Here is a 16,839-nt window from a genome sequence, read left to right as displayed (position 1 = left end):
CATTAAGCCATTAACGTGGAATTAATGGTGTCATCACACAGGGGAAGCATTTGCCTGAGTGTTTGGTGCGACAACGCCATCTGGGGTAAATCACGGGAGTTACGCCATGAATGTAACAACAAAAACACAGCCAGTGGCAGGTGTGCCCAACGTCAAGATCACTATCAACAAGGTAGGCATGGACAGGCCAAGAGCCTGGCTGGCCGCTGGCGTAGAAGATTTTCGTCGCGCGTCCGCCATCAGTCTGGCGTACGGACTGTTCTGGGTGGGCTTGAGTATTGCCATTACGGCTGGGGCCTTCACGCTGGGTTACTGGTACTGGCTGCTGCCCATGATTGCCGGGTTCATGTTCGTGGGGCCGTTAGTGGCCGTTGGGTCTTACGGTATCAGCCGTGCCCTTGAGCAGGGGCGCGCGCCCAACCTGGGCGATGCGTTTGGCAGTTGGAAGCCCCATGCGGGTCAGTTGGCCATGATGGGCGTGATGATGATGATTTTCTTCCTCGCCTGGATTCGCTTGGCCACACTGCTGTTCGCGCTATTCTTCGGTTTTGAAGTGCCGAGCCCCGCTACGCTGTATACCGCGCTGCTCACTACGCCCGAGGGGTTGGGAATGTTGGCCGTTGGCACAGTGGCAGGAGGAGTGCTTGCCTTTGGCGCGTTTGCGATCAGCGTGGTGGCCATTCCGACGCTGATGGATCAAGACCTGACCTTCATGGAAGGCATCGAAGCCAGCGTGCGCTGCGTGGCACGCAATTTCCGCCCGATGTTGCTGTGGGCCGCCATCCTGACTGGTTGTGTGCTGGTGGGTGTCATGACGTTCTATATCGGCTTGGCGCTGATTCTGCCCGTGCTTGGGCATGCCAGCTGGCACGCCTACGAAGAGCTGGTGCGCTTTGAGCCCATCGAGCAGCTGAAGACCTGATGATACGTTGATGCAATGTCACCTCGGTAGGAGGATGTCATTCGCGACGGGCCAGAAACATCGTAATTAGCCTGACCTGTGAATCGAGATGGCGTACCCTAGGCGCCATCTCTTTTTATTTTATTCCTGTCGCAAGGCTTGATTCGCGTGGTGCGCTCAGGGCAATACGATACGAGGGCATAGTAGTGAAAGCGATGTTATTGGGGTGGATCATGCTGGCGTTCAGCATTCCTCATGCAGTGCTGGCAGAGACGACAAAACCGCTGGAAGCGCCTGAAGGGCCTGTCATTCTCACGGTCGACGGTGGCATCGGAGCCACCAACGCAGAGCATGAGGCACAATTCGACCATGAGATGCTGCTGGCGTTGCCGCAGCACTCGTTTACCACGGGGACACCGTGGACAGAAGGCAAAAGCCACTACCGTGGGCCGTTGATGCGCACGCTGCTGGAGTTCCTGGAGAGCGAGGGAGATACCGTCAACGTTGCCGCGCTGAATGGTTACGAGGCGGAAATCCCGATCAGTGACTTTTACGACTACGATGTCATTCTCGCGCTGGAGCGCGATGATCAAGCCATCCCGATTCGTGAGTATGGCCCGCTATGGGTGCTTTACCCTTTCGATCATGACGAAGCACTGCTGAGCGAGCGCATGCGCTTCAGGGCAGTCTGGCAGGCAATGCATATCAATGTCCGCCAGTGAGTCTACGCCTCGGGCACCTCGCTTGCTGCGTTACCCTCGGCGTCTCAAGCTGCTGGCCATCATCACGGTGCTGCTGTTTGCCGCCGCACTGGTGGTGGCAGGGCTCTCCGCATGGCGCCAAGACAACCTGACCCAGAGCTTGCGTGAAGATACGGCCTGGGTGGTCTATAAACTCGATCGCGATGCCGTTCAGCTATTGAATCATCTGCTGGCAGAAACGCGTACTTCGCTCTCTCCCACCGCTCAAGACGCGCTCAACCTGAGGTTCGAGCTGCTCTACAGCCGCATCACGCTGCTGCGAGAAGGCGAGGTGAGTTCGCTATTGCAGAGTATCAGTGCGGCGAGGGAGCTATTGGCGTCGATTCAACAACAACTGGATCGGCTTGACCCCATGTTCGAGCCCTATGCCGTGCTGACCCCACTGCCCATCACGGAACTGGAAACAGAGCTGCAGGCCCTCACTCGCCTGACCGAACGTTTCGTGATTGCGATCAATGGCTATCTCGCCGAATCGGCAACAGAAGAGCGCGCCTTGTTGAGCGCGCTGTACAAGCTGCTCATTACGCTGCTGTTCGGAATGAGCGTGGCCGTCTTGCTGGTCATTGCGTTTTTGGTGCGTGAAATGCGGGAAAGCGCGGCCGCGCGCCGTGAACAGGAGCAGCTGGGCAAACAGCTTCAGGTGACCGCTCGCCAGGCGCAAGCGGCCAACCATGCCAAATCCGATTTCCTGGCCATGGTCAGCCATGAAATTCGTACGCCTCTGAACGGCGTGATCGGGATGAGCGAACTGCTGCGTGAGCCTGCCAGCCCTGCTCAGGTAGAAGATTACGCCCGAACGATCCACGAGAGCGCCAATCAGCTGCTGGCCATGATCAACGAGATTCTCGACTTCTCCAAGATCGAGGCAGGTCATTTGACGTTGGAAACGATCCCCACGGCGCTCCCCCCCTTGGTGGAAGGCGTCATGGCACTGTTCGAACCCAGGGCTCAGGCCAAGGGCGTGCAGCTCTCGCTGTATATCGATGCGCTGGTGCCCGCCTGGGTCATGATCGATGCTGGTCGGCTGCGCCAGATTCTGCTCAATCTGATCGCCAACGCCATCAAGTTCACCGATCATGGCAGCGTCACCATCCGCGTCAGTTCTACCGTCAACGTACTGGTATTTGAAATCCGCGATACCGGGTGCGGCATCCACCCTGAACAGCAGGCATCCTTGTTCGAACCCTTTCAGCAGGCCGACGAGAGCGTCGCCAGGCGCTACGGGGGTACCGGGCTGGGGCTGGCGATTTGCAAGCGCTTGTGCGAAGCCATGCAGGGCCGCATGGGAGTGAACAGCGAGCCTGGTCAGGGCAGTACGTTCTGGTGTGAGCTGCCTTTGGTCGAAGCAAGCCCGATCGATGCTCCCTTGCCCGTCGTTCCTTCCAAGGATTTTGCGGGGTTCTCGCTACTGCTGGTGGAAGATAATGCCGTCAATCGGAAAGTGGCCGTGGGCTTGCTCTCGCGACTGGGGTGTGAAGTGGTGTGTGCCGAAAATGGTCATGAAGCGCTGAACATGGTCAAGCGTCAGCCAGTACACCTGGTGTTCATGGATATCCAGCTGCCCGATATGAGCGGCATCGAGGTCACGCGTCGACTGCGCCAACAGGCAGGCTGGTGTCAGCAGGTGCCCATCATCGCCATGACCGCGGGCGGTGCAGACGATGACCGTCAGCGCTGTCTGGCCGCCGGGATGAACGATTACATCACCAAGCCGCTATCGCTGCTGGCATTGAGCAATGTGCTGGCACTGCACCTGACCGAACAGCACGGGCAGCTTCTACCCAGCATGCCTGAGACACGGGAAGAGCATGATGACGCGTGCCTGTTGGACGAGACCGCACTGCAAACGCTGTTGGCCTCGTTGGGTAGCGAGAGTGTGACCCAACTGATCGTGCTTTATCACCAGCAAGTCAGCGACTATACCGCGCAGCTAGCCGGCTACTTCTCCCGTGAAGGGCACGTGGGCAGCGAACAGGCACTGCAAGTGAAGCGGCTAGCGCACCAGCTGCGCGGCGAGTCGTTGAGCATCGGAGCCGAGCGGTTGGCTGCCGAGGCCAAGCGCCTGGAGCTGATGGCCGATATGCCTGCGCCCGAAGGTGAGCAACTGATGCGTGCATTCAGCAGCGTACGCCACTGCGCAGGTCGTACTCATGCAGCGCTGGAGAAATGGCGTCGTGACCATCAACTCTACTGACAGCGGTATTCGTACGGCTGCAAGTCGCCATGCCGACCCCGCTCAGGCGGCCGCAGAGCTGGCTTCCCAACTGCACCACCCCAATGCGGGATTTTTGCTGTTCTTTTGCAGCGCGGGGTACCCATTGGAGGCATTGGCAACGGCGCTTGGTGAGGCCTTTGGTGAGCTGCCCATCTGCGGTTGTACCACGGCAGGTGAGCTGACTCCGCAAGGTTACGAGCGAGGGTCCATTGTCGCCATATGTCTCGATCAGCGGTTTTTCGCCGTCGAAACGGCATTGATCGACGATCTCGAAGGTTTTGATCTCGCCGTGGCTCAGTCACTGGTCGACACCTTGCTGGATCATTGTCGGCAGCAGGCGGTGGCGCCCGTCAATGAACACAGCTTTGCGCTCACGCTGCTGGATGGCTTGTCGAGCCGAGAAGAGCAGGTGCTGGCCACGCTGGATGCCGCGCTGGGGCGCATTCCCAGCTTCGGAGGCTCGGCCGGTGACGACAATCACTTGTCCCATACCCATGTCTACGCGAATGGCCGCTTTCACACCCAGGCTGCCGTGGTGGTGATGATCAATACTCAGCTGCCGTTCGAGGTGTTTTCCACGCATCATTTGCGACCCTTGGCGCACAAGCTGGTGGTGACGGCGGTCGACCATGAGCAGCGGCGGGTACATGAGCTGAATGGGTTGCCCGCGGCCCAGCTCTATGCCGAACTGGTAGGGCGTCCGGTGGCGGCACTGGACCCCGTGGTGTTTGCCCAGCACCCGCTGGCCGTGCGATTGGGAGGCCAGCACTACATTCGCTCCATCCAGCGCGTCAATGACGACGACAGCCTGAGCTTTTACTGTGCCGTTGAAAACGGCATCGTCCTCACCGCCATGCAGCCGGCCCCCTTGTTGGAGAACCTGGCGACCATGCTGGCACGTGTGGAAGCTCGCCTGGGGGCGCCAGTGGCTATCCTTGGCTGTGACTGCTTTTTGCGGCGCATGGCGCTCGAGTCGTTGGGGCAGCTGGCTCAGGCCTCGACGCTGCTGCGCCATGCCAACGTGGTCGGTTTCAATACCTACGGTGAGCAGCATCATGGCATGCACGTCAATCAGACCTTTACGGGGGTGGCCTTTGGCGCTCTTCCAGCCGCCTGAGCAACACGGTGAACAGCCGACTCTGGCAACGCTGCAGGAGGAAAATCGCCGTTTGCGCAAAGTATGCCAGGCGTTGATGGCGCGCGTGGAGTCAGGCGGCAGCCCCAGTGGCGCCCCGTATGCCGCGTTCGAGCGCTCGGTACTGCTGTCCGAGCAGGTGCGTGAGCGCACCGATGCCCTGCACCGTGCGCTGGACGAACTGGGGCGCGTGAATGCTCGGCTGTTGGCGGCCAATGCCCAGGCCGAAGCTGCCAACCTCTCCAAGACCCGCTTTCTGGCGGCGGTCAGCCATGACTTGCTGCAGCCCTTGAACGCCGCGCGGCTGTTTGCCAGTGCGCTGGAATCTCACACCCTGCCCGATGCCTCGCAGGCGTTGGTGGGGCATATCGGCCGCTCCTTGAAGGATGTCGAAGGCTTGCTGGGCACGCTGGTGGACATTTCACGGCTGGACGCCGGGGTGCTCCACGCCGACAAGGCACCCTTTGCCGTGAGTACCCTGCTGGATGCGCTGGCCGAGGAGTATCGTCAGGTGGCTGCCGTGCGCGGCTTGTCGTTTCACTACGTGGCGTCTCGGGCCTGGGTGGACTCGGATCTGGCGCTGCTGGCGCGAGTGGTGCGCAACTTCCTGAGTAACGCCGTGCGCTACACCGAACAGGGGCACCTGTTGTTGGGATGTCGGCGGCGAACCAACGGGCTCGAGATCATGGTGGGAGATACGGGCACCGGTATTCCTGAAGCGCAGCGGCAGGCGATCTTTCTCGAATTTCGGCGTGCCAGCCAGCCTCAGGGAGACCACAGCCGCGGGCTTGGGCTGGGCCTGGCCATCGTCGACCGTATCAGCGCCATGCTGGAGCACCCGATTGCGCTTACGTCGCGCCCCGGGCGCGGCTCCCTGTTCTCCGTTCTCGTGCCCTATGCGGGATCGGCCGGTGCCGCGTCTGCAAGTGGTGTGGGCGCTGGTTGGTGGCACGAAGACCCTCTACAGGGCTGCGTGGTGTGGGTGGTGGATGATGACCCGGACATCCTCGCGGGCATGCAGGCACTGCTCGGCGGTTGGGGTTGCCGCGTGCGTGCTGCCGCCACGGTGAGTGCGCTGGAGGCGGCCAGTGACGGGGAGCGACCTGCGGTTCTGCTGGTGGATTATCACCTGGGTGAGCATCGTGAGAATGGTATCGATCTGGCCGCGCGACTGCGGCGGCGTTACCCCGGCCTGGCGACCGTCGTCATTACCGCCAACCACGAAGCTGCGGTCAAGCGCGCCTCTCGGGAAGCAGGCCTGCACTACTTGCTGAAGCCTCTGAAGCCCCTGCGGCTCAAGATGCTGCTGGGAACGCTACTGGAGAACCATCCGCCAGGATAGGGCGCGTTGGCTCAAGGGGAGGGCTTGCCCGGCAGACCGGCAGTGCGCTGGGCAATATGGCTGCTCAGATCCTCTTCGCTGGCCAGCACGATGGCATGCACACGGCTGGACGCGCCCAGTTTGCGCAGGATGGCGGAAACATGGGTCTTGACGGTGGTTTCGGCAATCGTCAGTTCCCGCGCGATCTGCTTGTTCGACATCCCCTGGCTCATGCAGCTCAATACATCCAACTGCTTGTCGGTCAAGCGCGGTAGGCGCCCGGGTCGTTCGACGTCCTGGAGGGCGGTCGACGAGGAGACACTGGCCGCGACAGGGGCGCGCTGGGCAGGAGGGCGGCGCATGATATCGGCAGGCAGATACAGCTGGCCCTGGAGTATCTGCTCCAGCGCCGACAATAGCTGCTCGCCAGGGGTGGACTTGGGGATATAGCCCACCGCGCCCTGGGTGATGGCATCCAGCACCAGTTGGCGCTCCTGATGCGCCGAGACAATGGCCACCGGCAGCCAGGGAAAGGCGCTGCGCAACGTTTTCAACCCTTCCAGGCCGTCGGCATCCGGCAGGCTCAAATCCAGTAGCAGCAAGTCCAGCGTGTCGTGTGCCTCGATATGCGCCATGGCTGCCGCCAGGCTGTCAGCCTCCAACAGCTGCGTGTCGGCCAGCCCGCCGCGGATGACCGCTTGAAGCGCGTCGCGAAACAGCGGGTGGTCATCGGCCACTAGTAGCGAATACATAGCATCTCCTACCAAGGAATGAGGGTGCATCCTGCCATTGGGCGATACCGGGATTGCCTTCGGTGACCAACACTGAATAGGCACCTTTTAATAATCATAATACTCAGGAGCAGTACCATGATCTACGCCAACCCAGGTGAATCGGGCTCAGTCGTCTCGTTCGAAAAACGCTATGGCAACTACATCGGCGGTGAGTTCGTACCTCCGGTGAAGGGCCAATACTTCGACAACATTAGCCCAGTCAATGGCAAAGTGTTCTGTGAAATTCCCCGCTCCAGCGCCGAAGACATCGAAAAAGCGCTGGATGCCGCCCATCAGGCAGCGCCTGCCTGGGGCAAGACCTCCGCGCAAGAGCGCAGCAACATTCTGCTCAAGATCGCCGACCGCATAGAGCAAAACCTCGAAATGCTGGCCGTGGCCGAAACGTGGGATAACGGCAAGGCCGTGCGGGAAACGCTCAATGCCGACATTCCGCTGGCGGTCGACCATTTCCGTTACTTCGCGGGCTGCCTGCGGTCCCAGGAGGGCACCGCGGCCGACATTGACGCCAATACCGTGGCCTATCACTTTCACGAGCCGCTGGGGGTCGTCGGGCAAATTATCCCCTGGAACTTCCCCATTCTGATGGCTGCCTGGAAGCTTGGCCCCGCGCTGGCTGCCGGGAACTGCGTGGTGCTCAAGCCCGCCGAGCAGACGCCCGCTTCCATTTTGAAAGTGGTCGAGGTGATCGGTGACCTGCTGCCGCCTGGCGTGCTCAATATCGTCAACGGTTTCGGCGCGGAAGCCGGTCAGGCGCTGGCCACCAGCAAGCGTATTGCCAAGATTGCCTTTACCGGCTCGACGCCCGTAGGGTCGCATATTCTCAAGTGTGCGGCCGAGAACATCATTCCCTCTACTGTCGAGCTGGGCGGCAAGTCGCCCAATATCTACTTCGCCGATATCATGCAGGCCGAACCGTCCTTCATCGATAAGGCGGTCGAGGGCCTGGTACTGGCCTTTTTCAACCAGGGCGAAGTGTGTACCTGCCCGTCGCGTGCGCTGATTCAGGAGAGCATGTACGACGAGTTCATGGCCAAAGTGCTCGAACGCACCAAAACCATCAAGCGCGGCAACCCGCTGGATACCGATGTCCAGGTAGGCGCTCAGGCCTCCCAGGAGCAGTTCGACAAGATCATGTCCTACATGGACATCGCCCGTGACGAGGGCGCGGAGTTCCTCACTGGGGGTGACAAGGAGACCCTCGACGACAGCATCAACAGCGGTTACTACATTCAGCCCACGCTGCTGAAAGGCAATAACCAGATGCGCGTGTTCCAGGAAGAGATCTTTGGCCCGGTGGTGGCCGTCACGACCTTCAAGGACGAAGAGGAAGCGCTGGCCATCGCCAACGACACCGAGTTTGGCCTGGGGGCAGGCGTGTGGAGCCGCGACATCAACGTGGCCTTCCGCATGGGGCGTGGCATTCAGGCAGGCCGCGTGTGGACCAACTGCTACCACCAGTACCCGGCCCATGCGGCCTTCGGTGGCTACAAGAAGTCCGGGGTTGGCCGTGAAACCCACAAGGTCGCGCTGGAACATTACCAGCAGACCAAAAACCTGCTGGTCAGCTACGACATCAACCCGCTGGGCTTTTTCTAGCCTGCATCTATGTATAACGCCGCCCGGCAGCTGCCGGGCGGTATTGTCAGCCCCCCTGACGCTGACTCTATCGATAAGAGCCGTTTTCAAATGGCCGTATCGACCATCAAGAGGAGTTGCACATGGATAGCACAATGCGCGCGGCAGTGGTTCGCGAGTTTGGCCAGCCGCTGGTCATCGAAGAAGTCGATGTACCGCGCCCTAAGCAGGGCGAAGTACTGATGAAAGTGGCGGCCTCTGGGGTTTGCCATACCGATTTACACGCCGCACACGGCGATTGGCCGGTCAAGCCTTCGCCACCGTTCATTCCTGGGCATGAGGGCGTCGGCTACATCGTGGCCGTTGGAGAGGGCGTCTCCCATGTCAAAGAGGGGGACCGCATTGGTGTTCCCTGGCTCTACTCCGCCTGTGGCTACTGCGAGCACTGCCTGGGCGGGTGGGAGACGCTGTGCGAATCTCAGCAAAACACCGGCTATAGCGTCAACGGCGGCTTTGCCGACTATACATTGGCAGATGCAGGCTATGTGGGGCGCCTGCCGGAGTCAGTGGATTTCATCGATATCGCTCCGGTGCTGTGCGCTGGGGTGACGGTCTATAAAGGCTTGAAGATGACCGACACTCGCCCGGGCCAGTGGGTGGTGATCTCCGGGATTGGTGGGCTGGGGCACATGGCCGTGCAGTATGCCAAGGCCATGGGGCTGAACGTCGCAGCGGTGGATATCGATGACGGCAAACTTGCCCTGGCCGAACGTCTGGGGGCGACGGTGACGGTCAACGCCATGAAAACCGACCCGGCGGCCTATCTGAAGAAGACCATTGGCGGTGCTCATGGGGCATTGGTCACGGCCGTTTCACCGAAGGCTTTCGATCAGGCGCAAAACATGCTGCGTCGCGGTGGCACGCTGGTGCTGAATGGGCTGCCGCCCGGCGATTTTCCGCTGCCGATCTTCAACACGGTACTCAACGGCATTACCATTCGCGGGTCCATCGTCGGCACACGCAGCGACCTGCAGGAAGCGCTGGACTTCGCTGCCGAAGGCAAGGTGAAGGCCACGGTAGCGACAGATACGCTAGATAATATCAACGATGTCTTCCAGCGCATGATCGACGGCAAGATCGAAGGTCGCATCGTGTTGGACATGGCGAGCTAATAGCCAGTGAATGGCATCACCTCAGGGGAAGGCTACTTCCCCTATTTTAGTACTTCACACCCCCAGGTTCGCTATCGGCCACCACCTAGCCAGCGGCGAGACATACGCTCCGCGTGAGCAAGCGTACGGACGACCGCCAGTTTGCCTGTTTCACGCTTGATGCCTGCGCGCTTCAGTTTCAACGCCAGGCGTGGCGGTAGCCCCACGAAGATGATCCCTACGCCTTGCTCGCCCAGCTCTCGGCGCAGCGACGCCAGTGCCACGATGGCGGTGGTGTCCAGGCTGGGCACCTCGTGCATGTCTAGCACGACCATACGAACGTCGGAGTCCACGATGCGTAGCGTGGCGATGGCCTTTTCGGCGGCGCCAAAAAACAGCGGGCCGCTCATCCTGTAGAGTGCGGCCTCTGGTGGAAAGCACTCTCCTGTAGAGGGTGAGTCCAGGCGCTGAGTATGGGTCAGTTGAGCCATTCGGCGGATGAACAGGGCGGCTGCCAGCCCGATACCGACGGCCACCGCGATGACCATATCGAAAATCACCGTCAGCCCGAAGCAGATGAGCAGCACCGCCACATCGCTGGCGGGGGCGCTTTTCAGCGTATGCATGAAGTGGCGCGCCTCGCTCATGTTCCAGGCAATGATGAACAGCAGCGCCGCCAGAGAGGCCATGGGAACAAACCCCAACAGGCCTGCCAACGCCACCACGGCCAGCAACACCACCAGCGAATGCACCACGGCAGCGATAGGTGAAAAGGCACCGCTCTTGACGTTGGTGGCAGTCCGAGCCAAGGCCGCCGTGGCGGTAATGCCACCAAAAAAAGGCACCACCATGTTGCCCAGGCCTTGGCCAATGAGCTCGGCATTGGGGTCGTGGCGGGTGCGTGTCAAACCATCCGCTACAACGGCACACAGTAGCGACTCGATGGCGGCCAGTAGCGCGATGGCCAGGGCGGGGCCCAGCAGCGTCTGAATCAAGGCAAAGTCGATCACCAGTGGCTGACCATCGGCGCCGGGAAAATGCCACGGGGCGATCAGCCCAGGGGCGAAAGGGGGAATGCCGTTGCCGTGTTCACCGCCAAGCTCCCAACTGAAGCGAGACGCAATGGTGTCCACTTCTATTCCGCCCCACAGTAACAGCGTGGCGGCCAACGTACCGATGGCCAGGCCTGCCAGCGGCGCGGGGAGGGGAGTGTGCAAGCGTGGCCAAATCAATAGAACGGCCAGCGTGACCATCCCCACGCTGAGCTCTTCCAGCGACAGGCTCGGCAGTGCCTGGCCAATCAACAGCAGGTTGTGCAGGGTACTGTCGCCGAGCGTAATGCCGCTCAAACCCAGAAAGTCAGGCAGCTGCAGCAGCGCAATCACCACGCCGATGCCCGCTGTAAAGCCCAGAATGACCGGGTAGGGCACGTATTGGATCAGGCTGCCCAGCCTGGAAAGCCCGAGGGCCACCAGGATGACGCCCGCCATGAACGTGGCAATGAGCAGCCCGCCGAGACCATGGTGGGCGACGATAGGAAAGAGGATGACCACGAACGCTGCCGTTGGGCCGGAGATGTTGAACCGCGACCCACCGGTCAAGGCAATGATGGCACCGGCGACGATGGCGGTGTAAAGCCCGTGTTGTGGGGGCACCCCCGTAGCTACGGCCAAGGCCATGGAGAGGGGCACCGCGACCACGCCGATGGTCAATCCCGCCAGAACATCGCGCTTCAACCGATCCAGCGTATAGCCTTCACGCCACGCCTGTAACAGAGCACTACCAGGCATCGGGAATACATATCCCGACGTGCGAGCGTCACGAGACATGGGAAAGCCTCCTCAACGATAAGCCAAACAAGCTCTTACGCTACGCCTGAGCCTGCGTTCTCACAACAAGGCGTTAGTCTCGACCGTTCGTCTCGAACAGGCATAAAAAAATCCCGGCACGGTGGCCGGGATAGAGATTGCAGGGAGAACATGCTGACGCTACATCTGGGCGTCTTCTGGTGGCTCGCCGATGGTGCCGGGCATGGCTTGCACATGGCCCATCTGCTCCCCGGCCAGGGTCAGGAAGTGCAGGTGGCGTTCGTACTCGGCCACCAGATCGCCAATCACCTGACCACGGGTATAGCCGTTGAGGTCTTTATCCTGGCCGCCTTCGGCCAGATAGACATCCAGGCGCACATAGAAGTCATCGTCTGCCGGGATGAAGCTCGGGGTGCGCATGCGGTGCGGGCAGACCTGATAGACAAAGCTGGTGGCTTCGCCAAAGTCGACCTGCAGCGTCAAGGTGGGCAGCGACTCGCCTTCCACCTGCTCTTCGGTCACGTTGGCGGTTTGGCCACGGCTTTCGAGCTCCTGGGCAAACTGGGTCATGGCGGGACGGATCGCGTGCTCGATGGTGGCCGCTGCCCCGGCACGGTTGGAGGTATCCAGCGCACGGTCCAGGCGCTCGCGCCAATCGCCGCCAGGCGCACTACCTGCAATCATGCGGCGTGCATCGGCCTTGCTGCCTTCCAGCTTCAAGGCTTTGTAGGTGCCTACCATGATGGCAAAAATCACCACCGAGAACGGCAGGGCGGTGATCACCACGGCGCTTTGCAGTGCGTTCAGTCCGCCTGCCATCAGCAGTGCCACGGTAATCAGGCCGATCACGGCCGACCAGAAAATGCGCAGCTTCACCGGGGCATCATGGTTCACGTCGCTCAGAATCGAGGTGAAGTTGGCCAGTACCAAAGCGCCGGAGTCGGCAGAAGTAATGAAGAACACAATGCCCAGCACGGTGACCACAGCGGCGGTGATACCGACGTAGGGGTAGTACTCCAGCAGCGTGTAGAGGGTGGTTTGCGGCGAGTTCAACGCCTGTTCGCCCAGCTCGGCGACGCCTTGATTGGCGACCAGCTCGATACCGCTGTTACCGAAAATGGACATCCACACCATCATGAACGACAGCGGAATGAACAGCGCACCGGCGACGAATTGGCGAATAGTGCGGCCACGAGAAATACGCGCCAGGAACAGGCCCACGAAAGGCGTCCAGGCAATCCACCAGCCCCAGAAGAAAATGGTCCACCACATTTTCCACTCCTGGGCGCCTTCGTCGGCAAACGCGTAGGTATCGAAGCTGGCAGCGACAAACCCGGAGAGATAGTCACCGGCGTTGTTCACCACCTTGTCGAGCAGGGTCAGGGTATCGCCGGAAAACAGCACGAACAGCATCAGCGCCAGCGCCAATAGCATGTTGAACTCGGAGAGGCGGCGAATGCCCTTCTCGACCCCGGTCACCACGGAAATGGTGGCCAGCACCACGACCAGACCAATCAGAATGATCTGTACCGTCAACGTCTCGGGAACGTCGAACATGTAGTTGAGGCCGTAATTGAGCTGCAGAACGCCAATCCCAAGACTGGTGGCGATACCGAACACGGTGGAAATGACCGCCGTGATATCCACGGCATTACCGATGGGGCCGTGGATGCGCTTGCCCAGCAGTGGGTAGAGGGCGCTGCGGATCGCCAGTGGCAAGCGGTGGCGGTAGCTGAAGTAGGCGAGTGCCATGCCCATCAGCACGTAGAGCCCCCATCCCGAAAGCCCCCAGTGCAGGTAAGTCTGAACGACAGCGTTGCGCATGGCCTCTTGGCTTTCAGGCGTCAGGTCCGGCGGGGCCAGGTAGTGGGCCACCGGCTCTGCCACGCTGAAAAACAACAGGTCAATGCCAATGCCGGCAGCAAACAGCATGGCGGACCAGGAGAGCAGCGAGAACTCCGGGCGTGAATGGTCCGGGCCCAGGCGTATGCTGCCGAAGCGCGACATGCCGATCAGCACCACGAACACCAGGTAGGCGACGATGGCGAGCATGTAGTACCAGCCGAAGGTGGTACTGACCCAGGCCAGGCCCGCGTCGAAAAAAGCGCCTGCCTGCTCGGTAAACAGCATGGTCATCACCAGAAAGATGAGTATACCGGCGACGCTGCCGTGGAAAACCACGGGGTTGAGTCGATCCCGCGAGGGGAGGGTCGAGTTGTCTTTCGCCATGGAGGCGGACTCCTGTTGTTAAGACAAGGGAAGAATTATTTTTGAATGAACGTTCAAATAAAATACGCGGTTTGCTACGCCAGTTCAAGTGACGAGCCAACCACGTAAAATGTTGAAACAGGAGTATAGATAGCCCTGCGCCCAGCAGAGCTGGGCGCAGGGTGGCAGGACGAACGTTAAATCAACGCTTATTCAGCATTGGCCTGATCACCGTGGCGGCCACCACGCTTGCCGTGCTCCTGACGGTATTCGGCGTGCACCTCGTGCATGGCATCCCGCAGTGCCTGCTGCTCTTCATCTGACAGAATGTCTGCAACGCGGGCCTGATGCTCCTCACGCAGCGCCATGACCGCTTCACGATGCTCGGCATGGGCCTGATTCAGTGCGGTTTGCTGCTCTTCGCTCAGCTCGGCGCGCTGGTAAACTTCCTGGCGGCGCTCTTCCATGCGCTCGTGCATGGCTTCACGGTCCATGCCACGGTGCTCATGTTGCTCGGCCTGTGCGGTGAACGCCAGGGGCATCAGGGCAATGGCCAGAAAGGCAGGAGCAAAACGTTGGCTAAGAGACATTTTCATGGCATACCTCATGGGTCATTAATGGGCTAATGTTGACCATGGCAGTATCCAGGGGCTTGGTGTAAATCGGTTGCAGGAAGTGTGCAACAACCGTGGTCTTATGCGGAGGGGCAAGGATCACGCCACAGGGTGAGGGGCACAGGAAACAGGAGAACACCATGCCAGAACTTGGATTCATTGGCCGCTATGCGCGCCTGGGCGCGCTGGTAGCGCTGCTCAGTGGCTGTGGCGCCACCCATCAGGCCAGCCAGGGTGAACCGGCCATCGAACGCCAGGGCCTGCGGGAGGCGCTGCCGTTCACGGCGCTGGTCCAGCAGCGCTATACCCCGGACGACTGGCCCGAGCCGCTGGTGGCCGATGTGCTGCTCCCCCGCACCGAGGGCGCGGGAACTAGATGTCAGAGGGTTGTGTGAGGGCCGAGCTGACGGGGCCAGTGCGTCTTGCGCTTGGCCCATTTTTTTATTTGACGCCCCACCTGGCGAAAGCAAAAATTAAAACGGTTGACTTAAACTCAGCGGCTGCGTTATTCCATGGAGAGCCTGTGCGGTAGAAAAACATGTAGAAAGCTAATAAAAACAATGGCCCCTTCATGAAAGGGCCCCAACGAAGAGAATGTGCATGTCAAATGATCACTTCTATGACAGCGCGCCGTGGGCACATCTTTATGGCACCCACCATCACGCAATAGGTGACCAGCCGCAGCCGCGCTTTGCCAGTATTCCCGCGATGGTCACTGCGGCAGCCCAGCAGTTTGGCTCCCACACCGCGTTCACCACCTGCATGCCCAACGGCATGAATGGCACGCTTGCTTATCGGCAGACGGATACTCTCTCCGATGCGTTTGCGGTTTACCTGCGTGACACCCTGGGACTTGCCAAAGGCGACCGCGTTGCGGTGCAAATGCCCAACTGTCTCGCGCTTCCGGTGGCCATTTTCGGCGTTTTGAAAGCGGGCTGTGTGCTGGTGAACGTCAATCCGCTCTATACGCGTCGAGAAATGGAGCATCAGTTCAATGATGCTGGCGTCAAGACGCTTGTCATCATGGATATGTTTGCCGACAAGCTGGAGGACGTGCTCCCCAACACTGGCATTCAGCACGTCGTACTCACGTCGCTTTCGCAATGGTTTTCACCAGTCGTACGCACGGTATTGGATGCCGTACTGAAATATTGGAACAAAGCCATCCCCAGGCACTCGCTGAACGCCGTGACGTTGAGCCAGGCCATTCAAACGGGTAGCGAACGGCAAGCCGAACAAGGCATTGACGTGGCGCGCTACTGGCAGGCTACCGCGCGTGAAGACACCGCGCTGTTGCAGTACACCGGCGGCACCACCGGCGTCAGTAAAGGCGCAGAGCTGACGCACGGCAATCTGCTGAGCAATTTAGAACAGGTCGATCTGGTGGTTGACAGCCACATAGAGGTTGGCAAAGAGTGCGTTCTCACCGCACTGCCCATCTACCATATCTTCGCGTTTACGGTGAACCTGCTGGCGTTCTACAGCAAAGGGGCGCACAACGTGCTCGTGCCCAGCCCGCGGCCTATCCAGAACTGCCAGCGCGCTTTTGATAACTACCCGATCTCCTGGATTTCAGGCGTCAATACGCTGTTCAACGCGCTGCTCAACGAAGAGTGGTTCACCGTGTACCCGCCTAAAAACATGAAAGTGGCGATGGCGGGCGGCACCGCGCTACATAAATCCGTCGCTGAGCGCTGGCGCGCGGTGGTCGGCACACCGATTGCCGAAGGCTACGGGCTGACAGAAAGCTCTCCGGTGATCTGCTTCAACCCGATTGGGCATGAGCGTGCTGACAGCATCGGCATTCCCGCGCCGTTTACCCAGGTGCGCATCGTCGATGAACAGGGCGTGACGGTTGCCCCGGGCGAGCCTGGCGAGATTATCGCGCGCGGCCCACAAATCATGAAAGGTTACTGGAACAACCCGGAAGAGACTGCCAAAACGCTGAAAGGTGGCTGGCTTTACACCGGCGATGTGGGAACCATGTCAGAGGATGGTCACTTTCAAATCGTCGACCGTAAAAAAGATATGATTCTGGTCAGTGGATTTAACGTTTACCCCAACGAAGTAGAAGACAGCATTGCACGCTTACCTCAAGTGCAAGAGTCCGCCGTCATTGGTGTCCCCGACGATCAGACAGGCGAAGCGGTTCACGCCTACGTCGTGCTGCGTGAACAGGGGCTAAGCGCCAAGGACGTTATCCGGCACTGTAAAACAGAGCTTGCCGCCTACAAGGTTCCCAAAAAAGTGGTGTTCTGGGATGAGCTGCCCAAAACCCCTGTTGGCAAGGTGCTGCGCAAAGAAGTGCGTGCCATCGTGCAGGGCAGTCACGCCGAGACTCAACAACAATAACCGC

13 protein-coding genes are annotated in these 16,839 nt (G+C 60.1%); 9 read left to right on the top strand and 4 right to left on the bottom strand.

Features of this window, described 5'->3' with window-relative positions; translation table 11 throughout:
- Nucleotides 1-106 precede the first annotated feature (106 nt).
- The 5 genes from RVM27_RS05220 to RVM27_RS05200 all read left to right on the top strand — a co-directional run bounded on the left by RVM27_RS05220 (nt 107) and on the right by RVM27_RS05200 (nt 6,354).
- Nucleotides 107-922, top strand: coding sequence for a DUF2189 domain-containing protein (locus tag RVM27_RS05220; RefSeq protein ID WP_498940303.1), 816 nt, complete (start codon nt 107-109; stop codon nt 920-922).
- Nucleotides 923-1,116: 194 nt separating this feature from the next.
- A complete protein-coding gene (locus RVM27_RS05215; RefSeq protein WP_498941693.1) occupies nt 1,117-1,623 on the top strand; it encodes a putative pterin-binding protein in 507 nt (168 codons plus the stop codon).
- Nucleotides 1,610-3,856, top strand: a complete 2,247-nt coding sequence (locus RVM27_RS05210; RefSeq protein WP_498940305.1) for an ATP-binding protein — start codon at nt 1,610-1,612, stop codon at nt 3,854-3,856. The genes RVM27_RS05215 and RVM27_RS05210 overlap by 14 nt, the downstream gene beginning before the upstream one ends.
- Nucleotides 3,813-4,994: a nitric oxide-sensing protein NosP gene (gene nosP, locus RVM27_RS05205; RefSeq protein ID WP_498940307.1), complete on the top strand. Its 1,182-nt coding sequence runs from the start codon at nt 3,813-3,815 to the stop codon at nt 4,992-4,994. Before RVM27_RS05210 ends, nosP begins: the two co-directional genes overlap by 44 nt.
- Complete coding sequence (locus RVM27_RS05200) at nt 4,972-6,354, top strand: hybrid sensor histidine kinase/response regulator (RefSeq protein WP_218314385.1); 1,383 nt, start codon at nt 4,972-4,974, stop codon at nt 6,352-6,354. Before nosP ends, RVM27_RS05200 begins: the two co-directional genes overlap by 23 nt.
- 11 nt (nt 6,355-6,365) lie before the next feature.
- On the opposite strand, the gene RVM27_RS05195 is transcribed toward RVM27_RS05200, so the two are convergent.
- On the bottom strand, nt 6,366-7,085 hold the full coding sequence (locus tag RVM27_RS05195) for a response regulator (RefSeq protein WP_218314386.1): 720 nt from the start codon (nt 7,083-7,085) through the stop codon (nt 6,366-6,368).
- 117 nt (nt 7,086-7,202) lie between these two features.
- Between RVM27_RS05195 and exaC the strand changes: the two genes are divergently transcribed.
- Both exaC and adhP read left to right on the top strand, forming a co-directional pair.
- Nucleotides 7,203-8,723, top strand: coding sequence for an aldehyde dehydrogenase family protein (gene exaC, locus RVM27_RS05190; RefSeq protein ID WP_498940309.1), 1,521 nt, complete (start codon nt 7,203-7,205; stop codon nt 8,721-8,723).
- Nucleotides 8,724-8,845: 122 nt separating this feature from the next.
- A complete protein-coding gene (gene adhP / locus RVM27_RS05185) occupies nt 8,846-9,874 on the top strand; it encodes an alcohol dehydrogenase AdhP (RefSeq protein WP_287808681.1) in 1,029 nt (342 codons plus the stop codon).
- Nucleotides 9,875-9,945: 71 nt separating this feature from the next.
- On the opposite strand, the gene dauA is transcribed toward adhP, so the two are convergent.
- The 3 genes from dauA to RVM27_RS05170 all read right to left on the bottom strand — a co-directional run bounded on the left by dauA (nt 9,946) and on the right by RVM27_RS05170 (nt 14,465).
- A complete protein-coding gene (gene dauA, locus RVM27_RS05180) occupies nt 9,946-11,682 on the bottom strand; it encodes a SulP family inorganic anion transporter (RefSeq protein WP_498957529.1) in 1,737 nt (578 codons plus the stop codon).
- 159 nt (nt 11,683-11,841) lie between these two features.
- Nucleotides 11,842-13,890 (bottom strand): choline BCCT transporter BetT, encoded by a 2,049-nt coding sequence (gene betT, locus RVM27_RS05175; protein ID WP_287808683.1) that lies wholly within the window; start codon nt 13,888-13,890, stop codon nt 11,842-11,844.
- 188 nt (nt 13,891-14,078) lie between these two features.
- Complete coding sequence (locus RVM27_RS05170) at nt 14,079-14,465, bottom strand: hypothetical protein (protein WP_096921413.1); 387 nt, start codon at nt 14,463-14,465, stop codon at nt 14,079-14,081.
- Between the two features lie 158 nt (nt 14,466-14,623).
- Between RVM27_RS05170 and RVM27_RS05165 the strand changes: the two genes are divergently transcribed.
- Both RVM27_RS05165 and RVM27_RS05160 read left to right on the top strand, forming a co-directional pair.
- The gene (locus RVM27_RS05165; protein ID WP_498940313.1) at nt 14,624-14,878 is read left to right on the top strand and encodes a hypothetical protein; all 255 of its coding nucleotides are present in this window, start codon (nt 14,624-14,626) and stop codon (nt 14,876-14,878) included.
- Between the two features lie 205 nt (nt 14,879-15,083).
- A complete protein-coding gene (locus RVM27_RS05160; RefSeq protein ID WP_498940315.1) occupies nt 15,084-16,835 on the top strand; it encodes an acyl-CoA synthetase family protein in 1,752 nt (583 codons plus the stop codon).
- Nucleotides 16,836-16,839 lie beyond the last annotated feature (4 nt).

The sequence above is a fragment of the Halomonas sp. KM007 genome (genome assembly GCF_050709225.1).
GTDB lineage: Bacteria > Pseudomonadota > Gammaproteobacteria > Pseudomonadales > Halomonadaceae > Vreelandella > Vreelandella hamiltonii.
Note: the sequence above shows the minus strand (reverse complement) of the source record. Positions and strands in the feature narration are given on the sequence as shown.

Excerpts from the sequence above, each read along its gene's own strand:
- RVM27_RS05220 (WP_498940303.1), top strand. The coding sequence starts at position 107 with ATGAATGTAACAACAAAAACACAGCCAGTGGCAGGTGTGCCCAACGTC.
- RVM27_RS05215 (WP_498941693.1), top strand. The coding sequence starts at position 1,117 with ATGTTATTGGGGTGGATCATGCTGGCGTTCAGCATTCCTCATGCAGTG.
- RVM27_RS05210 (WP_498940305.1), top strand. The coding sequence starts at position 1,610 with ATGTCCGCCAGTGAGTCTACGCCTCGGGCACCTCGCTTGCTGCGTTAC.
- nosP (WP_498940307.1), top strand. The coding sequence starts at position 3,813 with ATGCAGCGCTGGAGAAATGGCGTCGTGACCATCAACTCTACTGACAGC.
- RVM27_RS05195 (WP_218314386.1), bottom strand. The coding sequence starts at position 7,085 with ATGTATTCGCTACTAGTGGCCGATGACCACCCGCTGTTTCGCGACGCG.
- exaC (WP_498940309.1), top strand. The coding sequence starts at position 7,203 with ATGATCTACGCCAACCCAGGTGAATCGGGCTCAGTCGTCTCGTTCGAA.
- adhP (WP_287808681.1), top strand. The coding sequence starts at position 8,846 with ATGGATAGCACAATGCGCGCGGCAGTGGTTCGCGAGTTTGGCCAGCCG.
- dauA (WP_498957529.1), bottom strand. The coding sequence starts at position 11,682 with ATGTCTCGTGACGCTCGCACGTCGGGATATGTATTCCCGATGCCTGGT.
- betT (WP_287808683.1), bottom strand. The coding sequence starts at position 13,890 with ATGGCGAAAGACAACTCGACCCTCCCCTCGCGGGATCGACTCAACCCC.
- RVM27_RS05170 (WP_096921413.1), bottom strand. The coding sequence starts at position 14,465 with ATGAAAATGTCTCTTAGCCAACGTTTTGCTCCTGCCTTTCTGGCCATT.
- RVM27_RS05165 (WP_498940313.1), top strand. The coding sequence starts at position 14,624 with ATGCCAGAACTTGGATTCATTGGCCGCTATGCGCGCCTGGGCGCGCTG.
- RVM27_RS05160 (WP_498940315.1), top strand. The coding sequence starts at position 15,084 with ATGTCAAATGATCACTTCTATGACAGCGCGCCGTGGGCACATCTTTAT.